This is a genomic window from Saccharopolyspora soli (assembly GCF_022678645.1).
In the GTDB taxonomy this organism is placed as follows: Bacteria; Actinomycetota; Actinomycetes; order Mycobacteriales; family Pseudonocardiaceae; genus Saccharopolyspora; species Saccharopolyspora soli.
The window spans coordinates 12,711-30,802 of record NZ_JALBWV010000031.1; the positions used below are offsets into that span (position 1 = coordinate 12,711).

At 69.1% G+C, this 18,092-nt stretch carries 17 protein-coding genes; 15 read left to right on the forward strand and 2 right to left on the reverse strand.

The genetic code is table 11. From position 1 onward, the window contains the following. Window positions 1-64: 64 nt before the first annotated feature. From MOQ72_RS23080 to MOQ72_RS23150, 15 genes are all read left to right on the forward strand, one after another. Entirely contained in the window at window positions 65-1,390 is a 1,326-nt protein-coding gene (locus MOQ72_RS23080) for an MATE family efflux transporter (protein WP_242187444.1), read from the forward strand. Window positions 1,391-1,468: 78 nt separating this feature from the next. After that, window positions 1,469-2,377 carry a tRNA pseudouridine(55) synthase TruB gene (gene truB, locus MOQ72_RS23085; protein WP_308197942.1) on the forward strand — a complete coding sequence of 303 codons (909 nt, stop codon included), beginning with the start codon at window positions 1,469-1,471 and terminating at the stop codon, window positions 2,375-2,377. 103 nt (window positions 2,378-2,480) lie between these two features. Then, window positions 2,481-3,467: a bifunctional riboflavin kinase/FAD synthetase gene (locus MOQ72_RS23090; RefSeq protein WP_242187445.1), complete on the forward strand. Its 987-nt coding sequence runs from the start codon at window positions 2,481-2,483 to the stop codon at window positions 3,465-3,467. Window positions 3,468-3,637: 170 nt separating this feature from the next. Next, complete coding sequence (locus MOQ72_RS23095) at window positions 3,638-4,123, forward strand: helix-turn-helix domain-containing protein (protein ID WP_242187446.1); 486 nt, start codon at window positions 3,638-3,640, stop codon at window positions 4,121-4,123. 67 nt (window positions 4,124-4,190) lie between these two features. Then, the gene (thpR, locus tag MOQ72_RS23100) at window positions 4,191-4,760 is read left to right on the forward strand and encodes an RNA 2',3'-cyclic phosphodiesterase (RefSeq protein ID WP_242187447.1); all 570 of its coding nucleotides are present in this window, start codon (window positions 4,191-4,193) and stop codon (window positions 4,758-4,760) included. Window positions 4,761-4,909: 149 nt separating this feature from the next. After that, complete coding sequence (gene rpsO / locus MOQ72_RS23105; RefSeq protein ID WP_242187573.1) at window positions 4,910-5,179, forward strand: 30S ribosomal protein S15; 270 nt, start codon at window positions 4,910-4,912, stop codon at window positions 5,177-5,179. Window positions 5,180-5,432: 253 nt separating this feature from the next. Then, window positions 5,433-7,682, forward strand: coding sequence for a polyribonucleotide nucleotidyltransferase (locus MOQ72_RS23110; RefSeq protein ID WP_242187448.1), 2,250 nt, complete (start codon window positions 5,433-5,435; stop codon window positions 7,680-7,682). A gap of 128 nt (window positions 7,683-7,810) precedes the next feature. Beyond that, window positions 7,811-9,154 carry a M16 family metallopeptidase gene (locus MOQ72_RS23115; RefSeq protein WP_242187450.1) on the forward strand — a complete coding sequence of 448 codons (1,344 nt, stop codon included), beginning with the start codon at window positions 7,811-7,813 and terminating at the stop codon, window positions 9,152-9,154. A 133-nt stretch (window positions 9,155-9,287) separates the two neighbouring features. Continuing rightward, window positions 9,288-10,040 (forward strand): 4-hydroxy-tetrahydrodipicolinate reductase, encoded by a 753-nt coding sequence (gene dapB, locus MOQ72_RS23120; protein ID WP_242187455.1) that lies wholly within the window; start codon window positions 9,288-9,290, stop codon window positions 10,038-10,040. A gap of 21 nt (window positions 10,041-10,061) precedes the next feature. After that, a complete protein-coding gene (locus MOQ72_RS23125; RefSeq protein WP_242187574.1) occupies window positions 10,062-10,514 on the forward strand; it encodes a hypothetical protein in 453 nt (150 codons plus the stop codon). 472 nt (window positions 10,515-10,986) lie between these two features. Next, window positions 10,987-12,807, forward strand: coding sequence for a selenium-binding family protein (locus MOQ72_RS23130; RefSeq protein ID WP_242187457.1), 1,821 nt, complete (start codon window positions 10,987-10,989; stop codon window positions 12,805-12,807). Between the two features lie 244 nt (window positions 12,808-13,051). Beyond that, entirely contained in the window at window positions 13,052-14,707 is a 1,656-nt protein-coding gene (locus MOQ72_RS23135; RefSeq protein ID WP_242187576.1) for a hypothetical protein, read from the forward strand. A 40-nt stretch (window positions 14,708-14,747) separates the two neighbouring features. Next, the gene (locus MOQ72_RS23140; protein ID WP_242187461.1) at window positions 14,748-15,983 is read left to right on the forward strand and encodes a YeeE/YedE family protein; all 1,236 of its coding nucleotides are present in this window, start codon (window positions 14,748-14,750) and stop codon (window positions 15,981-15,983) included. Between the two features lie 44 nt (window positions 15,984-16,027). Beyond that, window positions 16,028-16,219 (forward strand): hypothetical protein, encoded by a 192-nt coding sequence (locus MOQ72_RS23145; protein WP_242187462.1) that lies wholly within the window; start codon window positions 16,028-16,030, stop codon window positions 16,217-16,219. 87 nt (window positions 16,220-16,306) lie between these two features. Beyond that, a complete protein-coding gene (locus MOQ72_RS23150; RefSeq protein WP_242187464.1) occupies window positions 16,307-16,540 on the forward strand; it encodes a hypothetical protein in 234 nt (77 codons plus the stop codon). Between the two features lie 421 nt (window positions 16,541-16,961). On the opposite strand, the gene MOQ72_RS23155 is transcribed toward MOQ72_RS23150, so the two are convergent. Together MOQ72_RS23155 and MOQ72_RS23160 are read right to left on the reverse strand one after the other, a co-directional pair. Continuing rightward, entirely contained in the window at window positions 16,962-17,444 is a 483-nt protein-coding gene (locus MOQ72_RS23155; RefSeq protein WP_242187468.1) for a VTT domain-containing protein, read from the reverse strand. A gap of 82 nt (window positions 17,445-17,526) precedes the next feature. Then, window positions 17,527-18,087, reverse strand: a complete 561-nt coding sequence (locus tag MOQ72_RS23160) for a GNAT family N-acetyltransferase (protein WP_242187469.1) — start codon at window positions 18,085-18,087, stop codon at window positions 17,527-17,529. Window positions 18,088-18,092: the final 5 nt, after the last annotated feature.

The window sequence follows — 18,092 nt, forward strand, 5'->3', positions numbered from 1 at the left end:
TTGCGCTCCTTACCGGTACTCTGTCAGGGGCGCACCCATCGAACACAGCTTACCGGGAGGCGGAGTGTCCGATCAGGGCGAACGCGTGGCGCCGCGGCAGCTCTTGGCGCTCGCGGTGCCAGCGTTAGGCGTGTTGGCGGCTGAGCCGCTGTACGTGCTCATCGACACCGCCGTGATCGGACATCTCGGCGCGGTGCCGTTGGCCGGGCTGGCGCTCGGCGGCACGCTGTTCACCCTGGTGTCCTCCCAGCTGACCTTCCTGACCTACGGGACCACGGCGCGCACCGCGCGACTGCACGGCGCTGGTCGCCGCAAGGACGCCGTCGCCGAGGGAGCGCAGGCGACCTGGCTGGGAGCCAGCGTCGGCGTGGTGCTCCTCCTGCTCGCGCAGTTGTTGGCGGTGCCGGTAGCGGAGTTGCTCGCTGGCCCCGGACCGATCGCCGACGCAGCCGCGACATGGCTGCGCATCGCGCTGCTCGGGGCGCCGATGGTGCTGATCACCATGGCGGGCAACGGGTGGATGCGCGGTGTGCAGGACACCGCTCGCCCGCTGCGCTACGTGCTGATCGGCAATGGTGTGTCCGCCGTGCTGTGCCCGCTGTTCGTCTACCCGTTCGGCTGGGGCTTGGAGGGGTCGGCGATCGCGAACCTGATCGGTCAGACGATCGCCGCCGCCCTGTTCGTGCGGGCCCTGATCGTCGAGCGGGCGCCGCTGAAGCCGGAGTTGTCGAAGATGCGCGCTCAGCTCGGTCTGGGGCGTGACCTGGTGCTGCGCACTCTGGCGTTCCAGGCGTGCTTCCTGTCGGCGACGTCGGTCGCGGCTCGGACCGGGGCCGAGGCTGCTGCCGCGCACCAGGTGGTGTGGCAGTTGTGGACCTTCCTGGCGTTGGTGCTGGATTCGTTGGCGATCGCGGCGCAGTCGCTGGTCGGTGCCGCGCTGGGGGGCGGTTCGGCGCAGCGGGCCAAGGGGATCGCCAGGCAGGTCACCTGGTACGGCTTGGTGTTCGGCGTCGTGCTCGGGTTGGTGTTCGCGGCGCTTGCGGGCCCGTTGCCAGCGCTGTTCACCACCGACGGGGCGGTGCTGGCGGAAATCCCGCACGCCTGGTGGTTCTTCGTCTTCCAGCAGCCGGTGGCGGGCGTGGTGTTCGCCCTGGACGGGGTGTTCCTCGGCGCTGGCGACGCCGCTTACCTGCGCAACGCGTCGCTGCTGAGCGCCGCCGTCGGCTACCTGCCGCTGATCTGGCTGGCGCTGGCGTTCGGCTGGGGTTTGGCCGGGATATGGACCGGGCTGAGCGTGTTCATGATCCTGCGCCTGGCCACCCTGTTGCTGCGCGCCCGCTCGGGTCGCTGGGCCGTCGTCGGCGCCACCCGGACGCCAGCCACCGCCTAGCCACGGCCCATCCGGTCAACTCGGAGCGCCGCGACCCTGGCGATGTCGGTGCGGCCCGATCGGGGATGATGGTGCGTCGTGTCCGAGCGCTCCGCCAAAACGCGTCCCACTGTTCCACCCGGCCTGCTGGTGATCGACAAACCAGCGGGGATGACCTCGCACGACGTCGTCTCGCGGGTCCGGCGAATCATGGGCACCCGCCGGGTCGGGCACGCCGGAACGCTGGATCCGATGGCCACCGGGGTGCTGGTGCTGGGGCTGGAGCGCGCCACCAAGCTGCTCGGCCACCTCGCCCTGGACACCAAGGCGTACCTGGCCACGATCCGGTTGGGCGCGACCACCACCACCGACGACGCCGAGGGCGACGTGGTGTCCGAAGTGGATTCGTCCACAGTGGACGAGTCCGCGATCCGGGCTGGAATCGCGGCGTTGACTGGCGACATCCAGCAGGTGCCCAGCGCGGTCAGCGCGGTGAAGGTCAACGGTCGGCGCGCCTACGAGCTGGCGCGCTCCGGCGAGAACGTCGAGCTGGCGGCGCGACCGGTCACGGTGTCGCGCTTCGACGTGCTCGGGCTGCGCCGCCTCGACCGCGCGACGGAGCTGGACGTGCTGGTCGAGTGCTCCTCGGGGACCTACGTCCGCGCGCTGGCGCGGGACCTGGGGACCGGGCTCGGTGTCGGCGGCCACCTCGCGGAGCTGCGCCGGACGCGAGTCGGACCGTTCGGGCTGGCCACCGCGCGCACCCTTGAACAACTGGCAGCCGAGCCGGGCCTGTCGATGAGCCTGGACGAAGCGGTCGAGGCGGCTTTCCCCCGCCGCAACGTCGAATCCGACGTCGCCCGTGCGCTCTCGCACGGCCAGGTGGTGTCGGCGGCCGGGGTCGAAGGCACCTACGGGATGTTCGACCCCGACGGCCGAGCGGTCGCCCTGGTCCGGGACCGGGGCCGGACCGCGAAACCGGTGCTGGTGATCATTCCGGCGAACTGACCCGATCCTGTTGCCGGGCTTCCCGTGACGAACGTCATCGTGACCTGCGGCACGGTCGGTGGCTCTCCGGCTGTCCGGTGGCAGACCAGTAGGCTTGCTGGTCGTGCAGCGATGGCGTGGTTTGGAGCAGATCCCCGGTGGTTGGGGACGGTGCGTGGTCACCATCGGCGTCTTCGACGGGGTGCACCGGGGGCACCAGCAGCTGATCACGCACGCCGTGCAACAGGCCCGCCGCCGCGAGGTGCCCTGCGTGCTGATGACCTTCGACCCGCACCCGTCGGAAGTGGTGCGGCCGGGCAGCCACCCGGCGCAGCTGACCACGCTGCGGCGCCGAGCCGAGCTGGCCGAGCAACTCGGCGTGGACGTGTTCTGCGTGCTGCCCTTCACCCGTGAGGTCGCGCGCCTGCCCGCCGAGGAGTTCGTGCACCAGATGCTGGTGGAGCAGCTGCACGCGGCGGAGATCGTGGTCGGGGAGAACTTCACCTTCGGCCACAAGGCGGCTGGCAACATCGAGCTGCTGGCCAAGCTCGGCGAGCGGTTCGGCTTCGAGGTCGAATCGGACGCGCTCGTGTCCGGGCCGGTGCGCCGGGCCGACGACTCGTCGGGCACCTCGGTGACCTTCTCGTCGACCTACATCCGCTCCTGCATCGACGCTGGTGACGTCGTCGCGGCGGCTTCCGCGCTGGGCCGCTACCACCGGCTGGAGGGCATCGTGGTGCGCGGCGCCGGGCGCGGCGGCAAAGAACTTGGCTTCCCCACCGCGAACCTGTCCACCCCGCCGCACGCGGCGATCCCGGCCGACGGTGTTTACGCGGGCTGGTTCACCCACCGCCGACGCGGCTCGGTGCAGCCGGGGCGCAAGCTGCCCGCGGCGGTGTCGGTGGGCAGCAACCCGACCTTCTCCGGTACCGAGCGCACCGTGGAGGCGTACGTGCTGGACGTCGACGCCGACTTCTACGGGGAGCACGTCGACCTGGACTTCGTGCGGCGGCTGCGGGCGATGGAGCGCTTCGACACGGTCGACGCGCTTATCCAGCAGATGCACCGGGACGTCGCCGAGACCCGGCGCGTTCTGGGTGCGGACGGGTGAAAACCGGCATGTCCACGCCCCGAACGGAGCAGCCAAGTCCGCTGGGCGGCGCACCGCGGTCCGCGCGGATTTCGGATTCTCGTTCGCGTCCGGGCGATGACCTGGCAGTATTCAGAGCCGGATCAACAGCCGAGCGCGGCCGGGTCGGCGCCGACACGGGGGGAGCGAAGGTGGCGGAGAGCAAGAACGTCCAGCGGAACCTGGCACTGCAGCGGCAGTGGTACGGCGAACCGCTGGGAGACCGGGTACGCCGCCTGGTCGTTGCCTTCCGCATCTCGCAGGCCCAGCTCGCCGAGGTGCTCGGGATCAGCGCGCCGATGCTCAGCCAGGTGATGAGCGGGCGGCGCGCCAAGATCGGCAATCCGTCCGTGCTGGCCCGGCTGGTGATGCTGGAGCGAAAGGTGCTCATCCCCGGCGTCGCGGCGGGCGAGTCGGATGCGATCAAGCAGGCGCTGGAGGACGTGCGGCACTCGCGCCCCTCGGTGGGCCGCGACAACCTGCCGGTCAAGCAGGCCAACGGCGAGGAGGCCGCCTGGCCGGTGTTGCGCGAGGTGGCCCGGCCCAGTGAGCTGGAGGCTGCGGCATCGTTGCTCGAAGGTCGCTACCCGGCGTTGGCGCAGTTGCTGCGCCGCGCCGCCAACGGCGACTCCGAGTAGTCGTGAGTGCGTAACCGGGCTCCAGCCCGGTTGTGCACTCACGAGCGTGATCGGCAGGGGGTGGAGCGTGCGCCTGTTCACGGCGTTGTGGCCGTCCGAGGAGGCAGTGCGGCACCTGGCGTCGACGGTCGACCGCCTCGATCCGGAGCTGGTCACCGAGGCCACGGCCGGGCTGCGAAAGTTCCGGTTCACCACGCCGCAGCACTGGCACCTGACGCTGTGCTTCCACGGCGACGACGCCGATCAGCAGCACGTGACCGACCGGCTGGAACGCCGCGTCGCCCGGCTGCTGGCGACCGACCCGGCGCCGCCGCGCCTCCGGTTGGCGGGCGCCGGGACGTTCCGCGGTGTGCTGTGGATCGGTGTCGAAGCGGCCACCGACACCGACGACACCACGCTGCGCGCACTGGTGCGTGCGGCCGGTGGTGATCCACGCGACTACCGAGCGCATCTGACCATCGCCAGGTGGGCGGCCGGACGCGCGGACCGGGAGCTGCTGCCCGGACTGTTCGCGGGCTACGCCGGGCCGTGGTGGCAGTCGCGCGAACTCACCGTGGTGTGCAGTGACCTGCGGGAAGGTGCTCGGGTGTACCGGACGGTGCACCGCGTGGCGGTAACCCACGAGTCGTCGGGCTGACCCAGTACGAGTGGGTTGCCCTGTTATCCTGGCCGGTGGAGCGGCTGCAGTCCGTGGTGGCCGAAATCCGGTCGATGATCTTCGACCTGCCCACCTGGCCTTCCGGTCGGGTGCAGCTGGCACGGGACGTTTTGAAGGAGAGTCAACTCGTGGCGTTGTCCACTGAAGAGAAGAAGCAGATCCTGGCCGAGTACGGCCTGAAGGACGGCGACACCGGTTCGCCGGAGGCCCAGGTGGCCCTGCTGACCAAGCGGATCATCGGGCTGACCGAGCACCTCAAGCAGCACAAGCACGACCACCACTCGCGTCGTGGTCTGCTGCTGATGGTCGGCCGTCGCCGCCGACTGCTCAACTACCTGACCAAGGTGGACATCGAACGCTACCGTTCGCTGATCCAGCGACTCGGTCTGCGTCGTTGACGGACACCGGGGGGAGTGGCCAACGGGGCCGCTCCCCCCGGTGCATTGAAGGACGGACGGCGTTGGACGCCGTCGCAACTGAAGAGTGCTCACGGTGGCAGGCACCGGACAGGCGTCCGCCGGTCCTCGGTAGTGGCCGCCGGGTGAGGCGTCGCAAGCAGACGTTCCCCGGGGGCTTCGATCGATGGCCGGCCTCGTCGGACCACGACCCGGATGCTCCTGCCGTGGGCCTCGTGACCATGAGGAGTCAACCTTGACTGAACCCCAGTCGATCGACGAGGGCGTGTACGAAGCCACCGCCGTGCTGGACAACGGCGCGTTCGGGACTCGCACCGTCCGCTTCGAGAGCGGCCGACTGGCCAAGCAGGCCGCCGGTAGCGTCGTCGCCTACCTCGACGACGAAACCATGCTGCTGTCCGCCACCACGGCGTCCAAGCAGCCGAAGGAGCACTTCGACTTCTTCCCGCTGACCGTCGACGTCGAGGAGCGGATGTACGCCGCGGGCCGCATCCCCGGCTCGTTCTTCCGCCGGGAGGGCCGCCCCTCCACCGACGCCATCCTGACCTGTCGGCTGATCGACCGGCCGCTGCGCCCGTCCTTCGTGGACGGCCTGCGCAACGAGGTCCAGGTCGTCGTCACCGTCATGAGCCTGGCGCCGGGTGACCTCTACGACGTGCTGGCGATCAACGCCGCGTCGGCGTCCACCCAGCTGTCCGGGCTGCCGTTCTCCGGCCCGATCGGTGGCACGCGGATGGCGCTGATCGACGGCCAGTGGGTGGCCTTCCCCACCCACGAGCAGCTGGAGCGGGCCGTGTTCGACATGGTCGTCGCGGGTCGCATCGTCGGCGACGACGTGGCGATCATGATGGTGGAGGCCGAGGCCACTGATAAGACTGTCGCGCTGGTCGCCGGTGGTGCCCAGGCACCGACCGAGGAGGTCGTCGCCGCCGGTCTGGAGGCCGCCAAGCCGTTCATCCGGACCCTGTGCCACGCGCAGCAGCAGCTCGCGGGCGCCGCTGCCAAGGCCGTCCAGGAGTTCCCGGTGTTCCCGGCCTACGCCGAGGACGCCTTCACCGCCGTCGAGCAGGCCGTCTCCGCCGAGCTGGCCGAGGCGCTGAAGATCGCCGGTAAGCAGGAGCGGGAGAACCGCCTCGACGAGATCAAGGCCGCGGTGCTGGACAAGGTCGGCACCGACGAGGGCCAGCCGTTCGAGGGCCGCGAGAAGGAGATCGGCGCGGCGTTCCGGTCGCTGACCAAGAAGCTGGTGCGGCAGCGGATCATCCGCGACCAGGTCCGCATCGACGGCCGCGGCCTGACCGACATCCGCAGCCTGTCCGCCGAGATCGGGGTGATCCCGCGGGCCCACGGCTCGGCGCTGTTCGAGCGCGGCGAGACCCAGATCCTGGGCGTGTCGACGCTGAACATGCTGCGGCTGGAGCAGACCATCGACTCGTTGTCCCCGGAGACGACGAAGCGGTACATGCACCACTACAACTTCCCGCCCTACTCGACCGGTGAGACCGGCCGGGTCGGCAGCCCCAAGCGGCGCGAGATCGGCCACGGCGCGCTGGCCGAGCGGGCGCTGATGCCGGTGCTGCCGTCGCGCGAGGAGTTCCCGTACGCGATCCGGCAGGTCTCCGAGGCGCTGGGCTCCAACGGCTCCACCTCGATGGGCTCGGTGTGCGCCTCGACGCTGTCGCTGCTGAACGCGGGTGTGCCGCTGAAGGCTCCGGTGGCCGGTATCGCGATGGGCCTGGTGTCCGATGAAGTGGATGGCAAGACCCACTACGTGGCCTTGACCGACATCCTGGGCGCCGAGGACGCCTTCGGCGACATGGACTTCAAGGTCGCCGGTACCAAGGACTTCGTGACCGCGCTGCAGCTGGACACCAAGCTCGACGGCATCCCGTCCGAGGTGCTGGCCCAGGCGCTCGGCCAGGCCCGTGACGCCCGGTTCACCATCCTGGAAGTGATGGCCGAGGCGATCGGCAAGCCCGACGAGATGAGCCCGCACGCCCCGCGGGTGACCTCCATCAGCATCCCGGTGGACAAGATCGGCGAGGTCATCGGCCCGAAGGGCAAGATGATCAACTCGATCACCGAGGAGACCGGCGCGGAGATCACCATCGAGGACGACGGCACGATCTACGTCGGCGCCGCCGACGGCCCGTCCGCCGAGGCCGCCATCGACAAGATCAACGCGATCGCCAACCCGCAGCTACCGAAGGTCGGCGAGCGCTTCCTGGGCACCGTGGTCAAGACCGCGGCCTTCGGCGCGTTCGTCTCGCTGCTGCCGGGCAAGGACGGCCTGGTGCACATCTCCAAGCTGGGCAACGGCAAGCGCATCGGCAAGGTCGAGGACGTGGTCAACGTCGGCGACAAGCTGCGCGTGGAGATCGCCGACATCGACAGCCGCGGCAAGATCAGCCTGGTGCTGATCAGCGACGAGGCCGAGAAGGCCGAGGGCGAAGCCCAGCCGGAGGCCGAGACGTCGGCGCAGTGACCCGAGCGTGACGCACTGTCCGATGCGGCCCGTCCCGGTTCTCCGGGGCGGGCCGTATTGTCGTGAGTGGCAATGGTCGTTGGGACGACCATGAACACTCACGACCTCGCGATGAGACCAAAAGGGACATGAAGCAGCAGAACGAGATGCGTGCCGGGCACCTGCAACGTCCGGGAACCACCCGAGTCCTCGGTCGCAGCGGCGACGCGGCGGTGCGGCGCACGGTGTTGCCGGGCGGGCTACGGGTGGTCACCGAACCCGTGCCCGGAGTCCGATCGGCCTCCGTCGGGATCTGGGTCGCGGTGGGCTCGCGCGACGAGGCGCGGCCGCAGGCCGGGGCCGCGCACTACTTGGAGCACCTCCTGTTCAAGGGCACCGCGAAGCGCACCGCCGTGGACATCGCGCAGCAGATCGACACGGTCGGTGGCGAGCTGAACGCCTTCACGTCCAAGGAGCACACCTGCTACTACGCGCACGTGCTGGACCGGGATCTGCCGCTGGCCATCGACATGCTCTGCGACGTCGTCTTCGACGCGGTGAACGCGAGGTCCGATGTGGACGTCGAGCGCAGCGTGGTCCTGGAGGAGATCGCGATGCGCGACGACGATCCCGAGGACCTGCTGCACGAACTGTTCACCTCGGCCCTGCTCGGCGACCACCCGCTGGGCCGCTCGGTGTTGGGCACCGAGGACTCCATCGGCAACATGACTCGGGCGCGGGTGCACGGTTTCTACCGCCGCAGCTACGAGATGCCGAAGATGGTCATCGCCGCGGCCGGGAACGTGGAGCACGGCCGGGTGCTGCGGCTGCTGCGGAAGGCGCTGGGCGACCGGCTGGACGGCGACGTGCGGCCTGCGCCGCCGCGCATGGGACGGGCCCGGCTACCGCAGCAGAAGCCGCTGGTGCTGCACAGCGACGACACTGAACAGGCGCACCTGCTGCTGGGCTGCCGCGGCTTCGACCGCCACGACGAGCGCCGGTTCGCGCTCGGGGTGCTCAACGCGGCGCTCGGCGGCGGCATGAGTTCGCGGCTGTTCCAGGAGGTCCGAGAACGGCGCGGGCTGGCCTACTCGGTTTACTCGGCCACCACGGCGTACTCCGACGCCGGAACGTTCTCGGTGTACGCCGGTTGCGCCCCGGATCGCCTCGGCGAGGTCGCGACGGTGATTCGCGGCGTGCTCGCCGGGGTGGCGGCCGACGGGTTGACCGAGGACGAGGTGGATCGCGGTCGTGGGCAGTTGCGCGGCGGCCTGGTGCTCGGCTTGGAGGACAGCGCCTCGCGGATGAGCCGGATCGGCAAGACCGAGCTGAACTACGGCAGGCACTACACCGTCGAGCAGACCCTGGAACGCATCGACGCGGTCACCACCGAGGACGTGGCGGAGCTCGCGGCCGAACTCCTGCGCCGCCCGCTCACCACCGCGGTGGTCGGCCCGTACGCCTCCCCGGCGGACCTCCCCGACGGTGCCTGACCACCCGATCGAGGCTGAGTGAAGGGCACCTTTGACCGGCTTAGTCGGTCGAAGGTGCCCTTCACCTCGTGAAAAACGCTGGTGCATAGACTCGGGGCAGCTCGACGGTTCGGTTTGGGGAGGTTGAAGGTACGTGAACAGCCCGATCAAGGTCGGCGTGCTGGGTGCCCGAGGGCGGATGGGGTCCGAGGCGGTTCGCGCCGTCGGCGAGGCACTCGACACCGAACTGGTCGCCGCGATCGACCTCGAAGACGGCCTGACCGGGCTGGTCGACGCTGGCGCGCGAGTCGCCGTCGACTTCACCCATCCCGACGCGGTGCTGGACAACATCCGCTTCTGCGTCGAAAACGGCATCCACGTGGTGGTCGGCACCAGCGGGCTCGGCACGACGGAACTGGACACCGTCCGGTCGTGGCTGGCCGACCGCCCGGAGGTCGGGGTGCTGGTCGCGCCGAACTTCGCGATCGGCGCGGTGCTGTCGATCCGGTTCGCCGAACTGGCCGCGAAGTTCTTCGAGTCCGTGGAGATCGTCGAACTGCACCACCCGAAGAAGGCCGACGCCCCGTCCGGGACCGCCGCGCGCACCGCGCAGGTGATCGCACAGGCGCGCGCCGCGGCCGATCTGGGCGCTGTGCCGGACGCGACGACCAAGGAACTCGACGGCGCCCGCGGCGCCGCTGTCGAGGGCGTGCGGGTGCACTCGGTGCGGATGACCGGTCTGGTCGCGCACCAGGAGGTGCTCTTCGGCACCGAGGGCGAAACCCTGACGATCCGGCACGACTCCTACGACCGCAGCTCGTTCATGCCGGGCGTGCTGCTCGGGATCCGCGAGGTGGGCACCCGGCCCGGCCTGACCGTCGGCCTCGACGTCCTGCTGGGGATCTGAGTGGCTGAGCAGCGCAGGCTGATGAACGCGCGGACGTCCGCGTTCGTGGTCGCCATCGTGCTGCTCGTCTACCTGGTGCTCATGGGGGACCGCGCGGTCACCATGATCGTCAGCGGGCAGCCGGTGTTCATCGCGCTGGGTCTGGCGATCATGGTGCTGCCGGTGCTCGGTGCCGTGCTGGTCGTCGACCAGCTCCGGTTCGGGGCGAACACCGAACGGCTCGCGCGGCGGCTCTACGACGAGGACGCGCTGCCGGATGTTTCGCACCTGCCGCGGCGGCCCTCGGGCCGCGTCGAGCGGGCGGCTGCCGATGAGTGGTTCGACGAGAAGCAGGCCGAACTCGAAGCCGCACCGCAGGACTGGCGGCGGTGGTTCGCGCTGGCGCAGGCATACGACTTGGCTGGCGATCGGAATCGCGGCCGCAAGGCGATGCGCCGCGCGATCGAGCTGGAGCGCGAAGACCCGGCGCGGTGACGCGTTTTCGCGTGACGAGAACGACTCGAATTTGCTCGGCGCGGTTTGCCGCGAATTCGCATGCGGTCGCGGCAAGGTAGTCGTGCTGTGTTAACTCCTCTACCGCTTTCCGGGTGAACGCCCCTCGCGTGCTGCGCTTTTCGGGTAACGATTACTCCGCGATCTCACCAAGTGGTTGGTCCATTGACAGCGCGCCCGGCGATCCCGATCATTTCTGCCATGTCTAGGTTCGCCACGCTAGTGGCTCGCCTGCATGTTGATTTGGTGCAGCAGGCCAGCGCTCTCTGTTGCGTTCGTTAGAGCTCGCCTTTCGCGGAACCGGGCTTCGGCGCACCAACGCTGGTTCTCCCGGTCCGATGTGTTCCTCACGGCACGGCCGTTTTCTCCGTTGATGCCGCGTGCTCCAGTGCGCGGTTCGGTGGCGTTCCGGCGTGCCGCCAGTCGGGTATTTCCACGGAATCTCGGAGCACGAATGAAGATTAGATTTCGAAGAGTGCCGACCGGCCTGGCCGCCCTGCTGCTGGCGGTCGGCGCGGTCACGCTACCGGTGCAGGACGCCTACGCGGACGTCGAAGTTTCCACCCAATCCATCAAAGGCGCCGACGGCAAGGATTACTCGGTCACCAACCATGTGGTGAAAAGTGCGCTGGAGAAGTCGCAATCGGACGGCAAGCGCAAGGAATGGCTGTTGGTCTGGGCCGGTGACGAGAACATCGCGGACACCGTGGTGCCCGATGTGCGGAACCTGCCGGGCTCGCTCGGCGGCGGACTCGGCAAAGTCGCCAATGCCGCGCCCGGCCCGGACTTCCTCGCGGTCATCGACGCGACCCCCGGATCACCCGGTTACGGCCAGGTGGTCAACACCATCACCGTCGGGCCGCTGGTGGAAAACGAGCCGCACCACATGCAATACGTGTGGCACAAGGGCGACACCATTTACGCGGGCGCATTGTTCGGCGCGGCCACCTACGCCTTCGACGTGGCGGAGTTGCCGAACGTGAAGCTGAAAGGCATCAGCCTGCCGTCGCAAACGCTCGGCGGCTCGGTTCCGGACGCGTACTGGGTGCTCAAGGACGGCACGGCGTACGCGACCTACATGGGCGGTCCGGTCGCGCCGGGTCCGTACCGGTACGACGACGGCTCGGTGCATATCGGCAACGGTTTCGCCGGAAGCCCCGGTGAAGTCGTGCGGTTCGACGAGAACGCCAAGGTGCTGTCGCAGTCCCCAGCGGCGACTCCGGGCGGCGACAACGCGAAGCTGTGCGCGAACCTGCCGACGATCGGCCAGCCGACCTGCGCCAACCCGCACGGCATCCAGGCCCGCGAGGACCTGAACACGCTGGTGACCGCCGACTACGTCGAACCCCGCAACATCATCCTGGACCCGGTGAAAGCACCCTCGCCGTACCTGCGGCGGCCCACGGTGCGCACCTGGGACATCTCTGACCGCAACCACCCGAAGCTGAAGGCGGTGTCCTACCTGCCCGACGGGCCGCGCGGCGACCCGGCCGACCCGCTGCACCAGGAAAGCCGCGCGGTGATGGAGACGACCGTCACCAACCTCCCCGGTCACAAGGGCGCCTTCGCCCAGACCATGCAGGGCGGTGCGGTCTTCTACACGCCTGACATCACCGCGCCCGAGCCGCACTGGCGGCAGGTGTTCGACGACGGCACGGCCAACCCCGGCTTCGACGCGGCCAACGACCGCAACGGAGGCAGCTCCAACGGCGGCTGGATCCAGACCAGCCCTGACGACCGGTTCCTGTACCGGGCGATCGTGGGACGCCAGCCGGGCACGTTCGGCCCGGACGACCCCGGCACCACCGGTGGTGTCTACGTGCTGGACATCTCCAAGCTGGTTGGGGCGGGCGACGGCTACCAGTGCTCGATCGACACCAAGCAGGAAGCCGAGTACGGCGGCGCCGAGGCCGACTGCCCGACGCTGGCCGGCGCCGCCCCGATCAACCCGGGGCAGCCGGGTGCCGGACCGCACTGGGGCGCGTACGACAACTTCGTGCTCGGCCCGGACGGCCTCTACCAGGAGACATCGCAGCCGCGGCGGTTGGCGGTGTCCAACTACTTCGTGGCTCGGTCCGGTTTGGACGGTGACCACAAGGTCAACGTCCTGCACCTCGGTCCGGACGGTTCGGTGTCGGTCGACGACGCGTTCCGCGATGAGGTGACCGGCGAGGTCGGAGTCGACTTCAACCGGCGGTCCTGGCCGCACGGGGAGTTCGGCAACGCCAAGCCGCACTCGGAGCTGTTCGTAGTCGCCGACTCCGACGTCAAGTAGACCGCACCGGAAATTGCAGTCTCCGGACTCGCTTTGCGTGGCGGTGCGGGTAGCGGAATCTCAGACGCCGTCTCGCTGTGGGATCCCCGACATCATGTATGTCCTCGGGGCTTTCCTCGCGAGACGACGTCTGAGAACCCGCGGCGGCGCCGGTTGGGGAGGTGGGCTAAGCGGCTTCGCCGCTTCAAAAGACAAGCGATCAAAGACAAACGATCAGAGATAAGCGACGAGAACGCGGGTGGCGATGGAGAACATGCACGCCCACACCGGGGTGTCCAGTGTGGATCTGTTGGCCTTGGTGCTGCGGGTGCTCCTGCTGACGAGCACCGCCCTTGTCGCCGGTATCGGCCTGCTGCGAGCGGTCGTAGCGGTGCCGACCTGGCTGGCCTGGGTTGCTGGTGGTGTCGCTGCCGCCGTCAGCGCGTGGTCCGCCTTCGCGCTCGACATCAACGTTGGTTTCGCCGTGGCGCACGCGGTGCTCGCGCTGGCGGTGCCGATCTTCTTGCGCTGGCGGGCCGGGGTCACCTATCTCGGGTTCGGGCTGGCACTGCTGTTGATCGCCGAGGCCGGGCTCGGGCATTCGTCGCTCGCGTTCTTCTCGGACACCGTGTTCGCGGCCGTCGCGGTGGTTTGGTTCGGTTTCGCCGTCGGGTCCTGGCGGGACGACAGCGGACTGCGACCGGGGCCGGTGGCCCTGACCGCCGCGTTGGCGCTGGCCGGGGCCGGTATCGGGCAGTTCCTGCTGTCCGGTCTGCTCGACCGGCGCTTGGTGGACAGCACCTACGGCCTGGTGCTGGTCGGGCTCGTCGTGGCGTCGTTGGCCGTGCTGGTGCTGACCGCAGTGGTCCGCGACCTGCGGCGGGTTTATCGGTTTGGTGCGGTGGGTGTGCTGATCGCGGTCATCGCGTGGACCGCGCTGCCCGGCATTCCGCGGCCGCACGACCTACCGGTGCCCGGCGTGCCCCGGCTCGCGTCGGCGGCCGGGACACCGGTGCTGGTCAGCCCCCATCGACCGGGCCGCAACCTGGTCCACTTCCCGGAGAGCGCCGGTCTGGACGTCGCCGTGGAAGCCAGCGGTCGAATCGCCCGCGCGGTGCCCAAGCCGGGCAGTTCGGGCACCTGGGCCGAGGTCGAACTGCCAGCTGGGCGCAGCGATTTCGTGGTGCGTCGCGGCGCTGAGCAAGGCTCGGTGGACGTCGACACCGGCGAACTGCCAACCCTGCCAGCTGCTGTCGGAGCCGACGGGCCGGAGTGCGCGAGCGCCGCGTTGGGCGGGATCGTGGCCGGATCCGCGGCGCAGCTCGACCGCTGCCCGGCGACGGAATTGTCCACTGAGGACGACGATGCGCTGCGGAAACTGGTCGGATACCTGGCCTCCGCGGCGGTGCCGTCGATCAACGTCGTCGGGGACGATTCGCCGCGCGCACGAGCTGCGGCTGAAGTCGTGATTTCCCAGGCACAGCAACGAGGACTGGCGGTGCGCGACGATCCGGGCGGCGCGCTGGTCGTGGTGTCCGGGTGGTCACGTGCCGCGGAGGTGCTCAGTTCCGCGAGCTACCTCTACGGCGTTCACCTCGCCCCGTGGTTGCTGCACGGCCCGGTGGTGAACTCGGTGGCGGGATCGTCGATCCCGCTGCGCTTCGACCCCCGCGACCAGCGCTCGCTCACCTACGGCATGGCGGTGGCCAGCGGATTCGGCGGCGAACCGCCCTCGCTGGCCGGATTCCGCCGCTGGTTGGCAGCGCGCCAGGAGAACCTCACCGGCGAGGTCGCGATCTACGCATCGGCCCAAGTGGACGTGATGCGGATGGCCAACCACCAGCACGGGAGTTCCGCCGTCGGCCAATGGATCCCGCAAGGCACCATCGTCGCGATCACCGGCCCCCTTTCACCCGGCTGATGCGCGATTTCGCGCACAGCCCCCAGAAGTAGGAGTGCGTATGGCTGTCGTGGACGTGTCGCGTCCGGTCGTTCCGCCGGTGCAGGCGCCGCCCGCCCAGCGCGGCGTCGTCGCGGTCGGGATCGCGGTCGCCGTTGTGGTGGGCTTGGCCGTCAACAACGCCGCTGGGTGGAAGCTCACCGTGTTGTACGGGCTCGGACTCGCGTTGGGGCTCGTGCTGTTCCACTCGCGGTTCGGGTTCACCTCGGCTTGGCGGCAGCTGGTGACCGTCGGCCAGGGCCGAGCGATTCGCGCGCACATGCTGATGCTGGGAGCCGCGTGCCTGCTTTTCGCCGTGTTGCTCGGCAGCGGCGTGAGCCTTTCCGGGACGCCGGAAGGAACCGTGGCGCCCGCCGGGCTCGGCGTGGTGCTGGGCGCCTTCCTGTTCGGCGTGGGCATGCAGGTCGGTGGCTCGTGCGCGTCCGGGACGCTGTTCGCAGTGGGTAGTGGGCAGTCCGCGATCCTGTTCACCCTCGGCGGCTTTATTGCCGGTTCGGTCGCGAGCGCCTTCATCGCCGACTGGATCGCGCTTCTGCAACGCACCGGGCCCACCGTGTCGCTCGCCGACACCCCGCTCGGCTACGTCGGTGGTGTGCTCATCTCGCTGGTGATCATCGGTGGCATCTTCGGCGGATCGCTGCTGATCGAGCGTCGCCGAAACCCACCGCCGACCGAAGAACCACCGACCGAGCGGGGTGTGCTTCGAGCGCTGCGCGGCTCCTGGCCGTTGTGGGTCGGAGCGTTGCTGCTCGCCGGGCTCAACGCGCTGACCTTGTTCGTCTCCGGGCACGCCTGGGGTATCACGTCGGCATTCGGTTTGTGGGGCGCCAAGATCCTGGCGTGGGTCGGCATCGACATCTCGGGTTCCCAGTTCTGGAGCGTGCCGGAGAATGCCGCGAAGCTCTCGGCTTCCGTGCTCACCGACCGGATTTCGGTGATGGACTTCGGCATCATGATCGGCGCGCTCATCGCGGCCGCACTCGCCGGAGCGTTCACCCTGCACCGCCAGATCCCGTGGAAGCTCGCGGTCGGCGCAGTGCTCGGCGGCGTGCTCATGGGACTCGGCGCCAGGCTCGCCGGTGGCTGCAACATCGGCGCCTACTTCTCGGGCGTGGCCTCGTTCAGCCTGCACGGCTGGTTGTGGGGCGCGATGGCCATCATCGGCACCTACGCCGGAGTCGCGCTGCGTCCGTTGTTCGGACTCACCAATCCCAAACCGTCCGACTCGGTCTGCTGATCTTCACCTCGAAACCAGGTGGAGCACAAGAAGAAGGAGGAACCTTGTCGAAATCGAGCTACCGATTCGCCGCAACGGCCGCAGTCGCGCTCACGGCCTGCTTGCTGACCGGCGGAGTCGCCGCCGCTGAGCCGATCTGGGTCCTGCCCGGCGTCGACCTGGGAGCGGTGCTGGGCCCGACGGTCCAGTTGCCCACCCAACTGCTGCAGCCGATCGTCGGCCTGCTGGGCGGCTAGCCCGCGCGGACCGCAGCTCGTGCGGCTTCCCGAGCGGGTGGGACTTCCCGAATCGGAATCTTCGAGACAACCGAAAGGATGCTTTTCATGAACCGGATCGCATGCCGCGCCCTCACCGCATCGTTGCTGGCCGGGGCAGCTTTGTTGAGCACCGGCCCGGCGGCCCTCGCCGAGGCCCCGCAGCAGGACGGGGTCGCGGTCGTCGACGAACCAGACACCAGAGACCTGAACAACAAGTGGACCTTCGCGCCGCTGGGCGTCCCGGTCCTCGGCCTGATCGATTCGATCAGCGGCGTACCGGGCCGACTGGGACTGACCTGACGCTCCAGGCGACCGGCGGTTTCGCCGAAGCCCTCGCGCTCGTCCTGCGTCGCAGTGCGGGCGGCGGGATCTCAGACGTCGTCCCGCTGCGGGATCCCGGACGTGCCCCACCACGTCAGGCCGATCCCCGCGAGACGACGTCTGAGAGCGCCCACCATCCCGGCGCGCCGCAGACCTCGCAGCAGCGGCATGCGGTTTCGGCGGTGCAAGCTGAGTGGGCCGAGCGGTTGCGCGGTTTCCACGACAACAGGAACCAGAGCTGGTCCGGGCGAACCGCTGTTGGTTTTGGCGGAACTGGCTCCCGTGACAACGGTATTCCGCATCGGGGAAGACATCTGACCCGATTTTTCGGCGATACAGGAGATTTCCTGCCGGATTCGAGATTTCAAACTTTTGGTGAAATTCGCCGCTGGCAGCTCGGTCAGAGCCAGCCGATGACTACTCCTGGTGCGATCGCGAGTGCACCGAAACGGATGAAGCGACCGACGAAGCCGGTGATCAGAAACGTGGTCACCGGAACCTTGGCCCAGCCCGCGATCACCGCGACCGCGGCGAACGGCGGCAGACTCGCGAGTGCGCTGATCAGCAACACCGCTCCGGTCCACACCGGGCGTCGGTGGCAGTTCTCCCGGAACTTCTCCAGCCACGCGCGCCACCGGCCCTTGCCCTCGCTCTTGCGCCGGAGCATCCGGGGTAGCCGGATCACGCCGCGTGCCGCGTAGTAGTGCAGCAGCTTCCCACCGATCTGGCCGGTAGCGATGACCACGGCCAACAACCACCACGGGATGTCCGGTCCTTTGAGCACCAGACCGATCGCGAACAGTTCGATGCTGATCAACGGGAGCAGCGCGGACGCCACCGACACCCCGAAGGTGGTGGACAGCAACCCGATCACGGTCAGCACGATCGCTCCCAGCGTTCGGACCAGTTGGCGAAGAGGCTACAACCCACGCGCGCCTTGATCGGGCGGGCGTAGCCGATGTTCATCAATTCTCGAACTGCAATTCCAGCGGGCCCGACAGCCGCAACTCCCGCAGCGGCCGACCCCCGGCGTCCAATGTGCGTACCGTACCGTCCGGAGCCCAGCCCGCACTGCGGAAAAAGGCCATTGACGCCGTGTCGGCTTCCGGCACCCACGTGATGCCCCGCGTGGCGCCGTCGGCTACCAGCCGCCGCGCCATGGCCCCCAGCAACCGCCCACCGTGGCCGCGCCGTCCCCAGCGCGGCTCCACCAGCAGAGCGCTGACCAGCGCGACTTCGGGTGCATCCGGCGGCACTGCGCCGTCAGCCGCCGCCATTTCGGCCTCCGGTGCCGGACCAGCCGCGCAGAATCCCACGATCCAGGGACCTTCCGTCGCGACCAACACCGCAGCCGGGCCGCTCGTCAGGGTCTGGTGCCACTGCTGCTCGGTCTCCGCGCTGTCCAAACCTTCCAGCACCGCAGGCGGCAACAGTTCGGTGTACGCGGTACGCCAAGTCGTCAGCTGGATTCGAGCGATCTCGGCAGCATCGGATGGCACCGCGACTCGCACGTCGGCTTCAGCCATGGCGA

Coding starts and splice junctions, on each gene's coding strand:
- MOQ72_RS23130 (WP_242187457.1), top strand. CDS start 10,987: ATGAAGATTAGATTTCGAAGAGTGCCGACCGGCCTGGCCGCCCTGCTG.
- MOQ72_RS23140 (WP_242187461.1), top strand. CDS start 14,748: ATGGCTGTCGTGGACGTGTCGCGTCCGGTCGTTCCGCCGGTGCAGGCG.
- MOQ72_RS23160 (WP_242187469.1), bottom strand. CDS start 18,087: ATGGCTGAAGCCGACGTGCGAGTCGCGGTGCCATCCGATGCTGCCGAG.
- MOQ72_RS23125 (WP_242187574.1), top strand. CDS start 10,062: ATGAACGCGCGGACGTCCGCGTTCGTGGTCGCCATCGTGCTGCTCGTC.
- MOQ72_RS23115 (WP_242187450.1), top strand. CDS start 7,811: ATGAAGCAGCAGAACGAGATGCGTGCCGGGCACCTGCAACGTCCGGGA.
- MOQ72_RS23150 (WP_242187464.1), top strand. CDS start 16,307: ATGAACCGGATCGCATGCCGCGCCCTCACCGCATCGTTGCTGGCCGGG.
- MOQ72_RS23135 (WP_242187576.1), top strand. CDS start 13,052: ATGGAGAACATGCACGCCCACACCGGGGTGTCCAGTGTGGATCTGTTG.